The 16,027-nt window shown below is 45.6% G+C and carries 16 protein-coding genes; 7 read left to right on the top strand and 9 right to left on the bottom strand.

The window, feature by feature from the left end; genetic code table 11:
• Positions 1-8: 8 nt before the first annotated feature.
• The 5 genes from lnt to FD974_RS08600 are packed head-to-tail and all read right to left on the bottom strand — an operon-like array spanning position 9 to position 5,546.
• Positions 9-1,517: an apolipoprotein N-acyltransferase gene (lnt, locus tag FD974_RS08620; RefSeq protein WP_215364286.1), complete on the bottom strand. Its 1,509-nt coding sequence runs from the start codon at positions 1,515-1,517 to the stop codon at positions 9-11.
• A gap of 23 nt (positions 1,518-1,540) precedes the next feature.
• Positions 1,541-2,380 (bottom strand): HlyC/CorC family transporter, encoded by an 840-nt coding sequence (locus FD974_RS08615; RefSeq protein WP_215364284.1) that lies wholly within the window; start codon positions 2,378-2,380, stop codon positions 1,541-1,543.
• Positions 2,381-2,436: 56 nt separating this feature from the next.
• Positions 2,437-2,892, bottom strand: coding sequence for an rRNA maturation RNase YbeY (ybeY, locus tag FD974_RS08610; protein WP_215364282.1), 456 nt, complete (start codon positions 2,890-2,892; stop codon positions 2,437-2,439).
• Positions 2,885-4,228, bottom strand: a complete 1,344-nt coding sequence (gene miaB, locus FD974_RS08605; RefSeq protein ID WP_215364280.1) for a tRNA (N6-isopentenyl adenosine(37)-C2)-methylthiotransferase MiaB — start codon at positions 4,226-4,228, stop codon at positions 2,885-2,887. The genes ybeY and miaB overlap by 8 nt, the downstream gene beginning before the upstream one ends.
• Before the next feature lie 55 nt (positions 4,229-4,283).
• On the bottom strand, positions 4,284-5,546 hold the full coding sequence (locus FD974_RS08600; protein ID WP_215364278.1) for a putative Na+/H+ antiporter: 1,263 nt from the start codon (positions 5,544-5,546) through the stop codon (positions 4,284-4,286).
• A gap of 81 nt (positions 5,547-5,627) precedes the next feature.
• On the opposite strand from FD974_RS08600, the gene FD974_RS08595 reads away from it, so the two are divergent.
• Together FD974_RS08595 and htpG are read left to right on the top strand one after the other, a co-directional pair.
• Complete coding sequence (locus FD974_RS08595; RefSeq protein ID WP_215364276.1) at positions 5,628-6,029, top strand: rhodanese-like domain-containing protein; 402 nt, start codon at positions 5,628-5,630, stop codon at positions 6,027-6,029.
• Positions 6,030-6,127: 98 nt separating this feature from the next.
• Positions 6,128-8,029 carry a molecular chaperone HtpG gene (gene htpG, locus FD974_RS08590; RefSeq protein WP_215364273.1) on the top strand — a complete coding sequence of 634 codons (1,902 nt, stop codon included), beginning with the start codon at positions 6,128-6,130 and terminating at the stop codon, positions 8,027-8,029.
• 106 nt (positions 8,030-8,135) lie between these two features.
• Here the strand turns inward: htpG and FD974_RS08585 are convergent, their stop codons facing one another.
• Positions 8,136-8,423: a glycine zipper domain-containing protein gene (locus FD974_RS08585; protein WP_215364270.1), complete on the bottom strand. Its 288-nt coding sequence runs from the start codon at positions 8,421-8,423 to the stop codon at positions 8,136-8,138.
• A 47-nt stretch (positions 8,424-8,470) separates the two neighbouring features.
• Entirely contained in the window at positions 8,471-8,833 is a 363-nt protein-coding gene (locus FD974_RS08580) for a Rap1a/Tai family immunity protein (protein ID WP_215364267.1), read from the bottom strand.
• A 138-nt stretch (positions 8,834-8,971) separates the two neighbouring features.
• Here FD974_RS08580 and FD974_RS08575 point away from each other — a divergent pair, with 138 nt between their 5' ends.
• Genes FD974_RS08575 through FD974_RS08565 form a run of 3 tightly spaced genes read left to right on the top strand, consistent with a single transcriptional unit; the run spans position 8,972 to position 11,677 of the window.
• Entirely contained in the window at positions 8,972-10,174 is a 1,203-nt protein-coding gene (locus FD974_RS08575) for an ammonium transporter (RefSeq protein ID WP_215364265.1), read from the top strand.
• Between the two features lie 35 nt (positions 10,175-10,209).
• Complete coding sequence (locus FD974_RS08570) at positions 10,210-10,734, top strand: gamma carbonic anhydrase family protein (protein WP_215364262.1); 525 nt, start codon at positions 10,210-10,212, stop codon at positions 10,732-10,734.
• Positions 10,735-10,747: 13 nt separating this feature from the next.
• A complete protein-coding gene (locus tag FD974_RS08565) occupies positions 10,748-11,677 on the top strand; it encodes an AEC family transporter (protein WP_215364260.1) in 930 nt (309 codons plus the stop codon).
• Here FD974_RS08565 and maiA read toward each other — a convergent pair.
• The gene (maiA, locus tag FD974_RS08560) at positions 11,648-12,328 is read right to left on the bottom strand and encodes a maleylacetoacetate isomerase (RefSeq protein WP_215364259.1); all 681 of its coding nucleotides are present in this window, start codon (positions 12,326-12,328) and stop codon (positions 11,648-11,650) included. The two genes, FD974_RS08565 and maiA, sit on opposite strands and share 30 nt — an antisense overlap.
• Before the next feature lie 80 nt (positions 12,329-12,408).
• Here maiA and FD974_RS08555 point away from each other — a divergent pair, with 80 nt between their 5' ends.
• Positions 12,409-13,038 (top strand): trimeric intracellular cation channel family protein, encoded by a 630-nt coding sequence (locus tag FD974_RS08555; protein ID WP_215364258.1) that lies wholly within the window; start codon positions 12,409-12,411, stop codon positions 13,036-13,038.
• Here the strand turns inward: FD974_RS08555 and FD974_RS08550 are convergent.
• On the bottom strand, positions 13,025-14,623 hold the full coding sequence (locus FD974_RS08550; protein WP_215364257.1) for a gamma-glutamyltransferase family protein: 1,599 nt from the start codon (positions 14,621-14,623) through the stop codon (positions 13,025-13,027). The two genes, FD974_RS08555 and FD974_RS08550, sit on opposite strands and share 14 nt — an antisense overlap.
• 292 nt (positions 14,624-14,915) lie before the next feature.
• Here FD974_RS08550 and FD974_RS08545 point away from each other — a divergent pair, with 292 nt between their 5' ends.
• Positions 14,916-16,016 carry a TRAP transporter substrate-binding protein gene (locus FD974_RS08545; RefSeq protein ID WP_215364256.1) on the top strand — a complete coding sequence of 367 codons (1,101 nt, stop codon included), beginning with the start codon at positions 14,916-14,918 and terminating at the stop codon, positions 16,014-16,016.
• Positions 16,017-16,027: the final 11 nt, after the last annotated feature.

Genomic DNA, 16,027 nt, shown 5'->3' with positions numbered 1-16,027 from the left:
AATAGCAATTAAATTCGTTTTTGACGCAGAAGGCCAAAGATCAAGAGAAGCCCAGAAAGCGTCAAAATAGGCATATTTCCCCAAATAACATAAGGGGTTAGACCCGAGTAAGCCTGAATCTTGGCGCTCAAAGTATCCTGGGTAAATTGAGGTAGCTGGGCCAGGATTTCTCCCTTTGATCCCAGTACAGCAGTAATGCCAGTATTGGTGGCCCTAAGTGCTGGCAGGCCGGTTTCTAGAGAGCGTAATTGAGACAGTCTTAATTGCTGCTCGGGTGCTTGTGATTTACCAAACCAAGCAAGGTTAGTCATGTTGATCAGTAGATTGACTGGTTGAGTGCTACTGCGCAGTCTTGCGGCTAACTCTCCTCCGAAGACATCTTCATAGCAAATGGTAATGGCGGCATTGACAATCTCTTGCTGCGGGCGGGCAATACTTAAGGGGGCTTGATCCAATTTACCGCGAGCAAAGTCACTCAGTGGTACATGAAAAGCATCTACAAACCAACGAAACCCAGGCGGGACGAATTCACCAAAAGGGACTAAATGGGATTTATCGTATTGATACTGTGGCAGGTCTGGCGAAAACCCCAGTGCACGATTGGAGTATTGCACACCTGTAGTTTGAGCTACTTCACCAATTAGACCCACGAGCACAGTGCTAGATGTAGCAGTAGAAAACTGTTGAATGGAGTGCAAAAGGCCTGCGGGTAGATTGCTTTGCGGCCAGGGATAAGCGGTTTCAGGTGTGATGATGAGATCGGCAGCTTGATTCGTGATGGCGTTGGTATAAAAAGCAAATTGCTCTTGCATCGCTTGCGGATTGAATTTCAGGCTTTGCTCAAAATTACCCTGAATTAAGCGCACCGTCAGTGGCTCACTAGTTGGGTGCGTAAAAGTGAACACGCTGGCAAGCTGAGAGAGTGTGATGGTCAAGACAATGCAGATGCCACTAAACACGCTAGTATTTTTGAGTCGAAAGATTTCCCAGGAAATCCACACCACTAAAAATGTGCACGCTAGCCCACCCAAGATTGGCGCTACTGGCGCAAATGGGCCATTGACTTGTGTTTCAGCAAATCCCATCCACGGAAAGCCGGTAAAGATTATTCCGCGTAGAAATTCCAGTAGCACCCAACTGGCTGCAAGCATAAGCCCTGTCAATTTGGATGTCTTAAACCATTTCAGGGATAGTGTGGCTAGCGAAAAGAAGCAAGCCATATAGCTTGAGAGCATCAGTACCGCGGCAGCTGAGAGCAACATATTCATACCGCCTACATCATGTAGGCTGATATAGATCCACCAAAGACCAATGACAAAATACCCCACTCCAAAAGCAAGGCCTAGCAGAAACTGGTTTTTTAAATGGAGGTCTTGATGTTTGCTCATTTGCCACCACAAGAGGGCTAAGAGCGGTAGTTGAATCCACCCGCCGTAAGAGAGTTCAGCGGTAATTGCTAATAGTGCTCCCAGAGCAAAAAGAGTCAGCAAGCCAATACCTCTGGAGAGTTTTTGCATCTGCTGGTCAATCAAAGTAATGTTTAGTCTGATTGTTTGGGGAGTTGTCGTGCAAGCAAAATATGAATCTGTCTTGGGTCAGCACGTTGAACTTCAAATTCAATGCCATCAATTTCAATGCGTTCACCAATTTTAGGTACCCGACCCAGATGTTGAATGACTAGACCTGCCACAGTGTCAATGTCCTCAACATCAAATTGTGTGCCTAGCATTTCATTGAACTGCTCAAGCTCTGTAATACCTTTGACACGAATATCACCGTTATCTAGGGAGATGAGGTTATCAGCCTCATCATCAACATCATGCTCATCTTCAATATCGCCCACAATTTGTTCGAGCACGTCTTCAATCGTAATGATGCCTGCAATGCTGCTGTATTCATCTACGACCATGGCCAGGTGGTTACGGTTATCTTTGAAGTCTCGCAACAAAACGCTTAATCGTTTGGATTCTGGGATAAAGACGGCAGGGCGGAGCCAGTCTCGAACCTGAAAATCTTTTTCGCTAGAGTGACGCAATAAGTCTTTAGCCAAAAGGATGCCAATCACATTGTCTCGATTACCTTCAAATACCGGAAAGCGAGAATGGGCTGCTTCAATAACGGTTTTAATGATTTCAGTGAGGGGCAGATTGATATCGATCCAGTCAATTTGCGCTCGGGGAACCAAAATATCGCGAGCAGATAGTTCTCCAACCTGAAAGACGCCTTCAATCATGGATAAGGCGTCTGCATCAATTAAGCCATCCGTCTGGGCTTCCCTGAGTGTTTCAATTAACTCTTGACGGCGTTCTGTGGGACTGGTGGGTTGCGGCGTTAAAAAATCCGCCAGGCGTTCTAAAAGGGATTTATTGGGGTCAGGCATGTAGTAAGAATATCGTAGAAATAGGTCAATTCAGTGAAAGTCACCGTAAGGGCAACTTAAATATGGGCGTAAGGGTCTGAAAATCCTAGAGATTTAAGAAGTGCTACTTCGCAAGCTTCCATTTTTTGAGCTTCTTTTTCATGCTCGTGATCCAGTCCTTGAGCATGTAGGCAGCCATGAATAATCAGATGGGCTAAATGTGCTTTGGGGGCTTTACCCTGCTCTTTCGCTTCTTGCTTGATGATTGGCCAGCAAAAAATGATGTCTGCGACCACATGATTTTTGCTCAGCTCATAAGGAAAGGTCAGTACATTGGTTGCCTTATCTTTATTTCGAAAGTGGCTATTGAGCTCTTTGCCTTCTTTCGGATTGACAAAGCGCAAGGTAATTAAGCCATCGTAGCCAATCGCACTTCGCACCCATTTTTTAATTAGCGCTGTAGAGGCAATTGTCGAAACAGCTGTTTCAAGTGCAGGGCTTGCAAATTGAATTTCAATACTTGGCTTAGGCATGAGCGTGAATCATTTCGCCTCTAAGGGTGTAGTTCAAGACTTCGGTAATCCGAATATCCACTATCTCGCCAATCAAAGATTCATCAAAAGTCTCTGGTTTTGCAAAATGGATAACGCGATTGTTGGCTGAGCGACCTTGTAGATTGACTCCATCTTTTGCCAAGCCTTCTATAAGCACTTGCTCTGTATTGCCCAGCATTTGCCGGCTAATGGCATCGCCCTGGGACTCAATTAAGGCAAGCAAGGTTTGCAAACGTTTTAATTTCACTTCATAAGGAGTGTCGTCTTGCAAATTGGCGGCTGGCGTTCCAGGGCGTGCGCTAAAGATAAAGCAAAAGCTATTATCAAAGTTGAGCTCTTCAACCATGTTGAGCAGTTTGGTAAAGTCCTCATCAGTCTCACCAGGAAATCCAACAATGAAGTCGCTAGAAAGCGTGAGGTCTGGGCGGACAGCGCGCATTTTGCGAATGATGCTTTTGTATTCCAAGGCAGTGTACCCACGCTTCATTGCTGATAAGACTGAGTCGGAAGCATGCTGCACAGGAAGATGCAGGTGACTAACCAGTTTAGGAACTTTGGCATATACATCGATAAGGCGCTGGGTAAATTCTTTAGGGTGGCTCGTGGTAAAGCGAATTCGCTCAACACCAGGAATTTCAGCAATGTATTCAATAAGCAAAGCAAAATCAGCAATCTCTTTGGTATTGCCCATTTTGCCAAGGTAGGCGTTGACATTTTGACCAAGCAGCACAATCTCTTTGACGCCTTGAGAGGCCAACTGAGCAACTTCAGTCAGTACATCATCAAAGGGGCGTGATACTTCCTCGCCACGGGTATAGGGCACCACGCAGTAACTGCAATATTTAGAGCAGCCTTCCATGATCGACACATAAGCTGATCCACGTGTTTGACGTGATGATGGAAGATGGTCAAACTTCTCAATTTCTGGAAAAGAAATGTCCACTTGAGATTTGCCAGTAAGACGTCGTTGTGCAATGAGATCGCTGAGACGATGGAGTGTTTGCGGTCCAAAGACGACATCTACATACGGTGCCCTGCTGATAATTTGTTGACCTTCTTGACTGGCAACACAACCACCAACACCAATTAATAGATTGGGCTTATTTTTTTTGAGCTCACGTAAGCGACCTAAATCAGATAAGACTTTATCTTCAGCCTTTTCCCGAATCGAGCAGGTGTTTAAAAGAACCACGTCAGCATCTTCTGGAGTGCTCGTGAGAGTCATGCCTTCATTGGCATGCAGTAGGTCGGCCATCTTACCCGAGTCATACTCGTTCATTTGACAGCCGAAGGTTTTGATGTAGAGCTTTTTCATATGCCGTTCTCAGGTTTATAACTGGGGGCCAAGCTCAAATTTTACAAAAAACAAATTACAGCAAACGCAGAGCCAAAATAGCAACAATCGTTGGAGGTAATGCGCCTAGGAAGAGGTAAAGTGCTGACACCGCACCATTCGGAAAATGGCTACGCAAAATAGCCAGACCTGCTGGATTTGGTGCATTGGCGATAACGGTTAAGCCTCCACCAGCTACTGCTCCACCAACGAGCGCTAATTTAAATTCATCCGAGGTGCCAGTGACTAGGGAGCCTAAGTAGGTCAGTGCAGCGTTATCTGTAATTGCAGTAAGCGCTGTTGCCCCATAGAAGACCGCTGTTGGGCTCATCTGCTCGAGGAGGGGTTGCAGCCACCAGCCTTGCAAAGCGCCTAAGACTACTAAGCCAGCAAGGAAGAAGCCAACGAGCAAGGCCTCACGCAAAATCAATGGACTTTGGTGTTTTGGATAAGCAGTGGTGTAGCCAATAAAGAACAACAAGAGCCACATAAAGATGACTGGGTCATGAGCGAAATACACGATACCCGCTAAAAACAGCAAATGAACTGAAGTTACTGTGAAAGGAATTTTTTCAGGAATCTTCTTCTCTTCTGGCTCAACAAGTTGATTGCGGAACAATAAGGTCACTGTGAGAGAGTTGACGAAGATCGCTATTGCAGCTTCATACCCAAAATGGGTGAACATAAAGGCAGTTGACCAGCCCCAAGTAGAAGCCACCATTAGTACAGGGGGTGCCGCAAAATTGGTGAGTGTGCCTCCAATGGAGATGTTTACAAATAATGCCCCTAGTGTGCCAAATAGCATTGGGGTAGAGCATTTGTGTTTATAAACCAGATCGCGCAATAAGAAAGCTGCAAGCGTCATCGCTGCTGGTTCGGTAATAAATGAACCGAGTAATGGGGTAAGGGATAAGGTGAGGAAATACAGCATCGGCGCTTCGCGTGTTCGCAAGGCGACATGTAAAAACTTGCCCAAGCTATACAGAAGGTGGGTGGCAAATGTGAGGATTGGTTTGCTGCCTGCCGCCACCATGATCGCAAATACAAATAATGGTTCTGTGAAATTGCGCTTACTAGCGTACTCTCTAGCGCTATCAAGACCAGTTGTGAGTCCAATGTAAATCAATAACACTGCCGCCCAAAAACCAAAAACAATTTCAACTTCCCCTAGCAAGTGCCATAAGCCAGAATGGAGGCGAGATTTTTTGGCTAGAGTTTCAAAATAGGAAGTGCTGAAGGTGTGCAGTACCGCAATCGCGAAAATAATGCTTGCACCGAGTTCTGTAGGCGTAAAGTTCATGGGAAGATATTATCAGAGTGTCGTTTTGGGTAATTCGATTTTTACTATATCTCTATTTATTTCGATTGCTAAGGGGCAAAAATGGCTTTAATTCTGGGTTATGAAGATCTCATCGCTAATGCTATGGCTCAGATTGAAACGGTGCCCTTGGATCAGGCTAAAACCTTGCTAGATGATGAAAATACTGTTTTTGTCGACATTCGGGACGTTCGAGAATTAGAGCGGGAAGGGATGATCCCCGGCGCCTTTCATGCGCCACGGGGCATGCTGGAGTTTTGGGTAGATCCTAAAAGCCCTTATTTCAAGCCTATCTTTGGCGAGGGTAAGCGCCTCGTGCTGTACTGTGCCTCAGCTTGGAGATCCTCCTTGGCTACAGAAACCCTGCAAAAAATGGGGGTTCCCCGTGTTTGCCACTTAGAGGGCGGTTTTAGCGCCTGGAAAAAGGCAGGGCTTGCTGTAGCTGAAAAGCACACAAAACCCTAGTCTGCCTAGCCCTCCCCATTTTTTAGTCTTGAAATGCCAGATTTTGACCCCATCTAGGGTCAATTGAGTTAATTGGTATTTATTAAGGGGGTAAGCACATGACTGTTGCCAGTAAAGAGACTTTAGGCTTTCAGGCCGAAGTAAAGCAACTATTGCAGTTGATGATTCATTCCTTGTATTCCAACAAGGAAATTTTTCTTCGTGAGTTAATTTCAAACGCGTCTGATGCTTCAGACAAGCTCCGCTTTGAGGGGATTGAGCATCCAGATTGGTATGGCGATGATCCTGATTTAAAGATTAAAGTGAGTTTTGATAAAGCTGCCAGAACGGTCACTATTTCGGATAATGGTATTGGCATGAGTCGAGATGAAGTGATTGCCAATTTGGGAACGATTGCGCGTTCTGGAACTAAAGAGTTTTTCTCAAAGCTGTCAGGTGATCAGCAAAAAGATGCGGCTTTGATTGGTCAATTTGGTGTTGGTTTCTATTCAGCATTTATTGTTGCCGATCGCATTACTGTAGAAACTCGTCGAGCTGGTTTGCCAGCTGCTGACGGTGTGCGTTGGGAGTCTGATGGCTCAGGTGAGTTCACTGTAGAAAATATCGATCGCCCGCAGCGCGGCACTTCCATCACCATGCATTTGCGTGAAGGCGAGGATGACTTCCTGTCTTCGCATCAGCTCAAGTCGATTATTCGCAAATATTCTGATCACATCTCGCTTCCTATTCAGATGAATAAAGAAGAGTGGGATGCTGATAAGAAAGAGTCTGTTATCAAAGACGAGTTAGAGAGCATTAATCAATCCAGTGCTTTATGGGCGCGCTCCAAAGCAGAGATTACTGAAGAGCAATACAACGAGTTCTATAAGCACTTATCCCATGATTATGAGAACCCACTCTGCTATTCATTGAATCGAGTAGAGGGTCGTAGTGAATTTACGCAACTACTGTATGTTCCAGCACGTGCACCATTTGATTTATGGGATCGCAATAAACGTGGTGGTATTAAGTTGTACGTAAAGCGAGTATTCATCATGGATGATGCAGAGCAATTGATGCCTATGTATCTCCGTTTTGTCACTGGCGTGATTGATTCAACCGATTTGCCATTGAATGTGTCCCGTGAGATTTTGCAAGAGTCGCGTGACGTAAAGGTTATTCGGGAGAGCTCTACTAAGCGTGTGCTGAGCATGTTAGAGGACTTGGCTAATAGCGATGATGAGGCCAAAAAAGAAAAGTACCGCACATTCTGGACCCAATTTGGACAGGTCCTCAAGGAAGGTGTTGGCGAAGATCAGGCTAATCAAGAGCGCATTTTGAAACTCTTGCGTTTTGCCAGTACGTACACCGACTCTGCTGAGCAAACGGTGTCCCTGGCTGACTATATCTCGAGAATGAAAGAAGGTCAGGACAAAATTTATTATGTCACTGGTGATTCATTTAATGCCGCTAAGAACAGCCCCCATTTAGAAATCTTCCGCAAGAAGGGCGTTGAGGTTTTGCTCCTCTCAGATCGTGTAGATGAATGGATGCTTTCCTTCTTTACAGAGTTTGATGGCAAGCAGATGACTTCAGTTGCCAAAGGAGGTCTGGATTTAGGTAGCTTGACGGACGAAAAGGAAAAGAAAGAGCACGAAGAAACCGAAAAGGGTTTTAAAGATCTGCTCGACCGCATGAAGGAAGTGCTCAAAGAGAAAGTGAAAGATGTTCGTGTTACTTTCCGTTTGACGGATTCTCCGGCTTGTTTAATTTCTGATGAGAATGAACTCTCCGGAAATTTATTGCGGATGCTCAAGGCTGCAGGCCAACAAGCGCCCGATATGAAACCGATTTTGGAAATTAATCCTGAGCATCCACTGCTATTGAAACTCAAGTCAGATGACAAACAGTTTGATGAGTGGACTGAGGTGCTTTTTGATCAAGCACTCTTGGCGGAAGGTGGTCAATTGAATGATCCTGCTGCTTATGTAAAACGGATTAATCAATTGCTGTTAAGTTAAGACTGCAACTGAACCTCCAAAAGAAAAACCCGACTTGCGAATAACAAGTCGGGTTTTTTGTTGACTACTTTAAATCTACAGCACTACCGATACAGGTGATGGCAGATTAGTTTGGTGCTTTAGCTGGTTGATTATTTTTACCAGCGTTGTAACCAGAGTTGTACTCAGAAGCCTGCTCTTTTTTGTAGGCATCGTATACATAACCAGATGCTGCACCAACTGCTGCACCACCAACCGCGCCCCAGATTGGGTTGCCGTGAAAAATGGCGGTACCAACTGCACCAGCCGCAGCACCAATGGAGGCGCCTGACAAAGTGCGTTGCTCAGTATTGCTCATGTTAGAGCAACCAACGATAGCTAAAGATGCTGCAGTAATCGCGATAATTTTTTTCATATCAACTGATCCTTTTTATAAGTTGAATTGCCTAGATATAGTCTGAATTATTTTTTGGCGCAAGGAAAGCGTGAGGCCAAGAATCCGAGAAAAACACCTGCTGCAGGTTTGCTAGCAGTCTGTTGATTGGCGTCAGCAAACTTTACAAACTCACCAATAACTTCATCACGAGCCGGAGCAGGTTGCTTAACGCAAATGTATGGCTTGGCACGTTGTGGGTGACGTGTGGCTAAATAGGTATCGTAAATAGCTGTGGTGTAACCAATACAGAAACTACGGGATTCTGGGCTAGCGGGCAGTTTGCAGACCTTGGTCAGTTCTTGCGTACTGAGGACAGGAATTTTTTCCTGCGCTTGTGCCAAGCCAGAAAAAGCAGCCAAAATAGCCAAAATTGATAAAACTTTTTTCATGGGTTCTCCCTCGGGTGTATATATTTCGATCATAAACCATATTGGGGGCCTTAAATTGCACTAAATGAGTGCAATATCAGAAAAATGTGTCCAATATATTCCCCATAATGATGCACAAAATATGAGGGGGGTACTTCAATGGAAGTCTTGAAATCTGGCAGTGATGTCCTATTTATATTGCTCGGCGCCATTATGGTTTTGGCAATGCACGCGGGGTTTGCTTTTTTAGAGCTGGGCACGGTTCGTAAAAAGAACCAAGTCAATGCCTTGGTCAAAATTTTGGTCGACTTTGCTGTTTCGACAATCGCCTATTTCTTTATTGGCTACAGCATTGCTTATGGCGTGAACTTTTTCTCCGGGGCAGAATTATTGGCCGAGAAAAATGGCTATGAGCTAGTTAAGTTTTTCTTTTTACTGACTTTTGCTGCAGCTATTCCAGCCATTATTTCTGGTGGTATTGCAGAGCGTGCGAAATTTAATCCTCAATTAATTGCCACTTTTGTCTTGGTAGGCTTTGTATATCCATTCTTTGAGGGTATTGCCTGGAATCAACACTATGGCATTCAGGCCTGGATTAAGGGGCTGACTGGCGAAGAGTTTCATGACTTTGCTGGTTCAATCGTTGTCCATGCAGTAGGCGGATGGATTGCGTTACCAGCGATTATTTTGTTAGGCGCTCGTCGTGGCCGTTACACCAAAGAAGGTCATATTGCTGCGCACCCACCATCAAGCATTCCTTTTTTGGCTTTGGGTGCTTGGATTTTGGCGGTAGGTTGGTTTGGATTTAATGTGATGAGTGCACAAACCATTGATAAGGTCAGTGGTTTAGTCGCTATGAATTCTTTAATGGCCATGGTTGGCGGTACTTTGGCGGCATGGGTGATTGGTCGCAATGATCCTGGCTTTACTTACAACGGTCCTTTGGCTGGTTTAGTGGCTGTATGCGCTGGATCAGACTTAATGCATCCATTGGGCGCATTAGTCGTAGGCTTAATTGCCGGCGGTCTATTTGTCTATATGTTTACCTTAGTGCAAAACCGCTGGAAGATAGACGATGTATTAGGCGTTTGGCCACTACACGGCTTATGTGGATTGTGGGGCGGTTTAGCGGCTGGTATTTTTGGTAGCAAAGCGCTTGGTGGTATGGGTGGCGTTAGCTTCATGGGGCAGTTTATTGGCAGCTTCATCGGAGTGGGGATTGCTTTGGTAGGGGGCATCGTCGTTTACGGTCTTCTGAAAGCATTCTTGGGCATTCGTATGTCGCATGAAGAAGAGTATGACGGCGCCGATTTGAGCATTCACCGCATTTCTGCGACCCCAGACCGCGAGCCTAACTGGTAGGCTTTCATAAATATAGCCATTACCTATAATGAGTCATGGCTATATTTGAACTAGATGGAAAGTCCCCACAGTTAGCTGCTGGGGCATGGGTTGCCGAGAGCGCTGAAGTGATCGGCATGGTTGAGCTCCACAAAAATGCGAGCGTTTGGCCCCAAGTAGTAGTGCGTGGGGATAACGACCATATTCAAATTGGTGAGGGTAGTAATGTGCAAGATGCTTCTGTCTTGCATACTGACCCAGGCTTTCCCTTAGTCATTGGCAAACACGTGACTGTTGGCCACAAAGTGATGCTGCATGGTTGCCAGATTGGTGACGGCAGTTTGATTGGTATTGGTGCGGTTATTTTAAATGGTGCCAAGATTGGTAAAAACTGTCTTGTAGGCGCAGGCGCTTTAATCACAGAAGGAAAAGAGTTTCCAGATGGCTCCATGATTTTGGGTACGCCTGCAAAAGTGGTGAAGTCACTTAGCCCAGAGCAAATTTCGGGCATTAACGATATCGCGGGGCGTTATGTTCAGAATGCTTTGCGTTATCAAGCGACGCTGCGCAAGATTGCGTAATTAAGACTTACCCGTGATCTACGTCTTTAACGTTCTCTTTCCAGTATTTGCACTGATCTTATTAGGCTACTTAAGTGGCAAAAGCGGTAAGTTGGGTGCCAATGCATCGATTGAACTCAATCGATTTGTGATCTGGCTTGCGTTGCCCGCCCAACTCTTTAACTTTGCAGCCAACAGTGGTTGGGAGACACTCTGGCAGCCTGGCTTTATCGCAGCCTTTTTAATTAGCGCCTTAATTGTCTTTGTTCTCGTTCTGATCTTTTATTGGTATCAGGGACGTGACTTAGCGGCAGCAAGCTTTGCGGGCCTCAGTGCCTCTTATTCAAATACCGGCTACATGGGCATTCCCTTATGCCTACTAGCGCTGGGTCAAGATGGCCTAGCACCAGCCATCATTGCTACTTTTCTAGTATTTATTCTATTTGCGCTGGCAACGATTTTGATTGAGATCGACATGTTGTCGCATAAAAAGTCGCATGAAATAGTTTGGAGTGTGCTGAAATCTTTAGCCTCCAATCCACTCTTAGTGTCACCTGTATTAGGTCTAGCATGGTCTGCCTCTGGTTGGGTGATTTACGACCCATTGGCGCAAGTGATTTCATTTTTGGCTGCAGCTGCAACACCCTGCGCACTCGTATCCATCGGATTGTTTCTGATTCGCAAAGATGAAAATGCTTCGAGCAAGGTGTGGGGCATTAGCTTTGGCAAACTGATTATTCAACCAATTATTGCCTGGTTGATTGCTGGTCCTCTTTTGGGTTTACCTACCTTATGGGTCAATGCCGCAGTGATCTTAGCGGCTATGCCCACTGGCACAGGGCCATACATGCTCGCTCAGTACTATATGGCAGATGGCAGAGTGATTTCTCGAGTAGTGCTGGTAACTACGGTGGGGTCACTACTGACGCTCTCACTATTCCTTTGGTGGAATAGAGGGGTTTAGTCCTTCCGCATCTATTTGTTTTTCCCAAGAGGCATTGATGAAGGCTGGAAGAGTCATGCATTCATCAAAGATTCTCATCAGAGTGGGATAGGCTGCAGTGTCCATCTTTGCACTTAGTGCATTAAATATTTGTGGGACAAGGCAAATATCAATCAAACCAGGTTGATCTCCATATGCAAAGCGACCTACTCTCGTGTCATTGCCTAATTGGTTTTCCAAACTCTCTAAGCCCAGCATTATCCAATGTTGACTCCAGGCATCTTTGTTCTCTGCACTAACGCCCAAGTTTTTCATTAAGTAGCGCAGCACTCGCAAATTACCAATGGGATGAACGTCGATAGCAATATCCATTGCTAAGGCGCGCACCCAAGCCCGATCGATTGCAGTTTTGGGCAACAGTGGGGGATTTGGATATGTTTCCTCGAGGTATTCAATGATGGCTAGTGATTGATGAATAGCATGATCACCTTCAATTAAAAGAGGTACTAGTCGATTAGGATTTTTATTGGCATAGTGCGCGCTAGTCTGTTCACCACCATTCTTGAGAAGATGAACCGGAATGATTTGATGATCAACCCCTTTTAAGTTGAGGGCAATGCGCACCCTAAAAGCTGCTGAGCTACGCCAAAAACTATAAAGCTGGGTTTTCATAAGCATTTCCTATGTCTGTAGGTATCAGTATATTCAGGACTTGATTGCTCGTCTTAACTAGGTGCTTTAGACTCAGACCTATGGATCAAATTAATTTCTGGATTGGCATGATCGCCACGGTAGCCTTTGCTGTCACAGGGGTATTAGCCATTTCCGATCGTGGCGTCGATTTATTTGGCGTTTTAGTTTTAGGCGTGATCACCGCAATTGGTGGCGGTACGATCCGCGACATGATTTTGGATGTCCCAGCTTTTTGGTCAATTTCGCAAATTTATATCTGGGTTGCTCTTGGTGCTTGTGTGTTGACGTTTGTAGCGGAGTCGTTTTTTACTCAACCGCAGATCTATCGGACGATGCTTTATATAGATGGTCTAGGCGCAGCTTTGTTTGGGATTCAAGGAGCAGATAAAGTCTGGAATCTAGGGTTCGGCTTACCGGTAGCACCTGTTATCTTGGGTGTGGTTACTGCTATTGGGGGTGGTCTGATACGAGATGTCTTGGCAGGTAGAAAAACCTTGCTGATGTCCCATGAGCTATACGCAATCCCCGTGACTATCGGATGTACGCTCTATGTATTGGCACTGAATTATTTGCCCCAGTACACCTTAGAAGCTTCAGTAGTTTGTATGCTCGCCATATTTGGATTACGCGTAGCCGCCATTCATTGGGATCTACGCGTACCCAAATTATTTATTACTAATAAGCGCTAACTGCCCCATCGCTACGAGGGTCCCAGCCGCCGCGCAAGGTGCCGGAGGGCTCTCGAATAATGCAGCCTGCATGCCCCACCGTTTCATCAAAGGCATCTAGCATCTCAATCTCATGTCCAAGCGCATGAAGTTCTTTAGCGACCCATGGGCTAAAACGGGATTCGAGTTTTAAGCTATCACTGGTTTGCCCCCAGGTACGTCCCAATAGCCAGCGAGGACGACTAATTGCATCTTGAGGATCTAATCCGTAGGTGGCTGTTCGCGTAAAGACTGCACATTGTGTTTGGGGTTGTCCATCGCCCCCCATGGTTCCGTAAACCATAGAACGTCCATCTTTAAATAAAGCCATAGCTGGATTTAACGTATGAAAGGGTTTGCGGTAGGGCTCCAAGTGATTGAGTGTTTTGGGATCCAGGGAAAAACTGCAGCCACGATTTTGCCAATTGACACCGGATTTGGGCAGCACAATTCCTGCACCAAATTCATGATAAATACTTTGAATGAAAGAAACACAGTTGCCTTCACCATCGACAACGCCCATCCAAATGGTGTCAGCAGGGCCCTTACCTTGACCCCAAGGTAATGCTCTTTCAGGATCGATATTTTTAGCTAGTTTTTTGAGGAATGCTGGTGCCAAGAAAGACTGTGCGTGTTTAGTCATATAGGCCGGATCGGTGACATATTGATCTCTGACCTTAAAGGCTTGTTTAGTTGCTTCTACACAGTGGTGCACATACTCGGCACTATCTACTTTGAAGCGCTTTAGATTGAGTTGATCTAAGATTCCCAAAATCATCAACGACACGACACCCTGAGTTGGTGGAGTCATGTTGTAGACATTTCCTAGGCTGTGTTTTAGCTCCAATGGATCTATTAATTTTGCGCGATGACGATGCAGGTCACTCAGTCTGAGTGGGCTACCGAGCTCAGTCAGTTCTTTTGCTAGTAACTCCGCTAAATCTCCGCGGTAATAATCTTCAGTGCCTTTGCGGGCAATTTGGCGCAAGGTCTTAGCAAGGCGATCTTGTTTGAAGATGCTACCAACGGCGGGTGCTTGGCCGTTTACCAAAAAGGTATTTGCAAAACCTGGAATATCAATAAGCTCTGCACGTTTTTTGGCAGTTAAGCTCGATTGACTATAGGTAACTGGCACGCCAGCTTCTGCATAGTAGATGGCATCGCCCAAGAGGCGGGAAAGTGGAAGCTTGCCGCGAAGACCTTGTTGAGAAAGTTTCTGAGCAGCGCCCCAACCAGAAATAGTGCCTGCAACAGTATTGGCCGCAACAGCGCCTCTAAATGGAATTGCTTCAGTGATGCCGCGCTCTGCGTACCAGTTTTTAGTAGCCAATCCTGCTGCAGCTCCACAGGCGTCAATGCCTCCCATTGCCTTTCCGGGTGAATGCACTACCCAGAATGAGTCTCCACCAATGGAATTCATGTGGGGATAGACCACCGCAATGGTTGCTGCAGCAGCAATCATTGCTTCTAAAGCGTTACCACCCTCTTTAAGAACCCCTAAGGCTGACTCAGATGCCAGTGAGTGTGGCGCTACCGCCATTCCACGAATACCCCATTTTGGTTGCATTATTTGTATTTCTCCTATTGCAGTTATGAGTAATTAATTTAATAAAGGTAGTTTAGATTCTTGCAGACACCAAATTGAAGCATGAAGTTCCATGATCCCAAAAAAAGTGCGCTTTATGCACTGCATTAGGGAATGTACTGACCTTGTCTCGATGAAGATGCTCTACATTGACTCAGCAGGAAAAAACATTATTTGTTGCGTTGCAATGCTGATAAGTCATTTCAGAAATCTTGATGTTCATCAACTTTTAACCATTTGTGTGTAGTTAGTATTTTTTCAGGAGGAGTCAATTATGAAAACAAACCGTCGTAAGTTTCTCAGTGCAGGAATTGGTGCAGGTGTTGTTGGGGCTACCTTAGGCGCTCCAGCCATCGTGCGAGCGCAATCATCGCAAACTTTTAACTGGAAGATGACCAGTGCTTACCCAAAGGGTGCGCCGTTTTATATGGAAGGTCCAGGCAGTGCAACTGATTTGGCTAAACGCATCGGCGAGATGTCTAATGGCCGTTTAAAGATTCAAGTATTTGGAGCGGGCGAGTTGATCCCGGCATTCGAAGGTTTTGATGCGGTACGTTCTGGCACAGTAGAGATGAACCATGCCAATAGTTATTTTTGGACTGGTAAAACTTTTGCAGCTCAGTACTTTACTGCGGTGCCATTTGGCCTGAACTTCCAGGGTATGAATGGCTGGCTGTATGACGGCGGTGGTATCGATCTTTGGAATGAAACCTATGCCCCTTTTGGCATGATTGCAATGCCATGCGGTAATACCGGCGTGCAAATGACTGGCTGGTTCAAAAAGAAAATTAATAGCGTAGCCGACCTCAAGGGTCTAAAAATGCGTATCCCAGGACTTGCTGGCAAGGTCTACGCTAAGTTAGGCGTTGATGTGAAGGTGCTACCAGGTGGCGAGATTTTCCCTGCACTAGAGCGTGGCGTGATTGATGCAGCTGAATTTGTTGGACCATATCAAGACCGCCGACTTGGTTTACAAAAAGCAGCTAAGTTCTACTACACCACTGGCTGGCATGAGCCTGCAACTACCTCTGAGCTTTTGATTAATAAAGCCGCTTGGGAGAAATTACCTAAGGATCTACAAGCAGTTGTTCAAAATGCATCCGCAGCTTGTAATGTGATTGGTGAGGCATGGTGTCAACGAAACAATGCTGAAGCAATGAAGGATTTGGTTGAAAAGCAGGGTGTTACTGCGCTTCAGTTGCCAGACCCAGTTGTAGCAGCGATGCGCGCTGAAACCAAGAAGATTCTGGACGAGTCTGCCGCAGCTGATCCGATGACTAAAAAAGTACATGATTCTTATTTTGCTTTTAAGCGCAATTACGATTCCTGGGCTTCTTACAGCGAGGCAACGTATCACAGCAAAGTTCGCAGTTGATTTTCGTTCTC

Source organism: Polynucleobacter sp. es-EL-1 (assembly GCF_018687975.1).
Taxonomy (GTDB): domain Bacteria; phylum Pseudomonadota; class Gammaproteobacteria; order Burkholderiales; family Burkholderiaceae; genus Polynucleobacter.
Note: the sequence above shows the minus strand (reverse complement) of the source record. Positions and strands in the feature narration are given on the sequence as shown.

Coding starts and splice junctions, on each gene's coding strand:
- lnt (WP_215364286.1), bottom strand. CDS start 1,517: ATGCAAAAACTCTCCAGAGGTATTGGCTTGCTGACTCTTTTTGCTCTG.
- FD974_RS08615 (WP_215364284.1), bottom strand. CDS start 2,380: ATGCCTGACCCCAATAAATCCCTTTTAGAACGCCTGGCGGATTTTTTA.
- ybeY (WP_215364282.1), bottom strand. CDS start 2,892: ATGCCTAAGCCAAGTATTGAAATTCAATTTGCAAGCCCTGCACTTGAA.
- miaB (WP_215364280.1), bottom strand. CDS start 4,228: ATGAAAAAGCTCTACATCAAAACCTTCGGCTGTCAAATGAACGAGTAT.
- FD974_RS08600 (WP_215364278.1), bottom strand. CDS start 5,546: ATGAACTTTACGCCTACAGAACTCGGTGCAAGCATTATTTTCGCGATT.
- FD974_RS08595 (WP_215364276.1), top strand. CDS start 5,628: ATGGCTTTAATTCTGGGTTATGAAGATCTCATCGCTAATGCTATGGCT.
- htpG (WP_215364273.1), top strand. CDS start 6,128: ATGACTGTTGCCAGTAAAGAGACTTTAGGCTTTCAGGCCGAAGTAAAG.
- FD974_RS08585 (WP_215364270.1), bottom strand. CDS start 8,423: ATGAAAAAAATTATCGCGATTACTGCAGCATCTTTAGCTATCGTTGGT.
- FD974_RS08580 (WP_215364267.1), bottom strand. CDS start 8,833: ATGAAAAAAGTTTTATCAATTTTGGCTATTTTGGCTGCTTTTTCTGGC.
- FD974_RS08575 (WP_215364265.1), top strand. CDS start 8,972: ATGGAAGTCTTGAAATCTGGCAGTGATGTCCTATTTATATTGCTCGGC.
- FD974_RS08570 (WP_215364262.1), top strand. CDS start 10,210: ATGGCTATATTTGAACTAGATGGAAAGTCCCCACAGTTAGCTGCTGGG.
- maiA (WP_215364259.1), bottom strand. CDS start 12,328: ATGAAAACCCAGCTTTATAGTTTTTGGCGTAGCTCAGCAGCTTTTAGG.
- FD974_RS08555 (WP_215364258.1), top strand. CDS start 12,409: ATGGATCAAATTAATTTCTGGATTGGCATGATCGCCACGGTAGCCTTT.
- FD974_RS08550 (WP_215364257.1), bottom strand. CDS start 14,623: ATGCAACCAAAATGGGGTATTCGTGGAATGGCGGTAGCGCCACACTCA.
- FD974_RS08545 (WP_215364256.1), top strand. CDS start 14,916: ATGAAAACAAACCGTCGTAAGTTTCTCAGTGCAGGAATTGGTGCAGGT.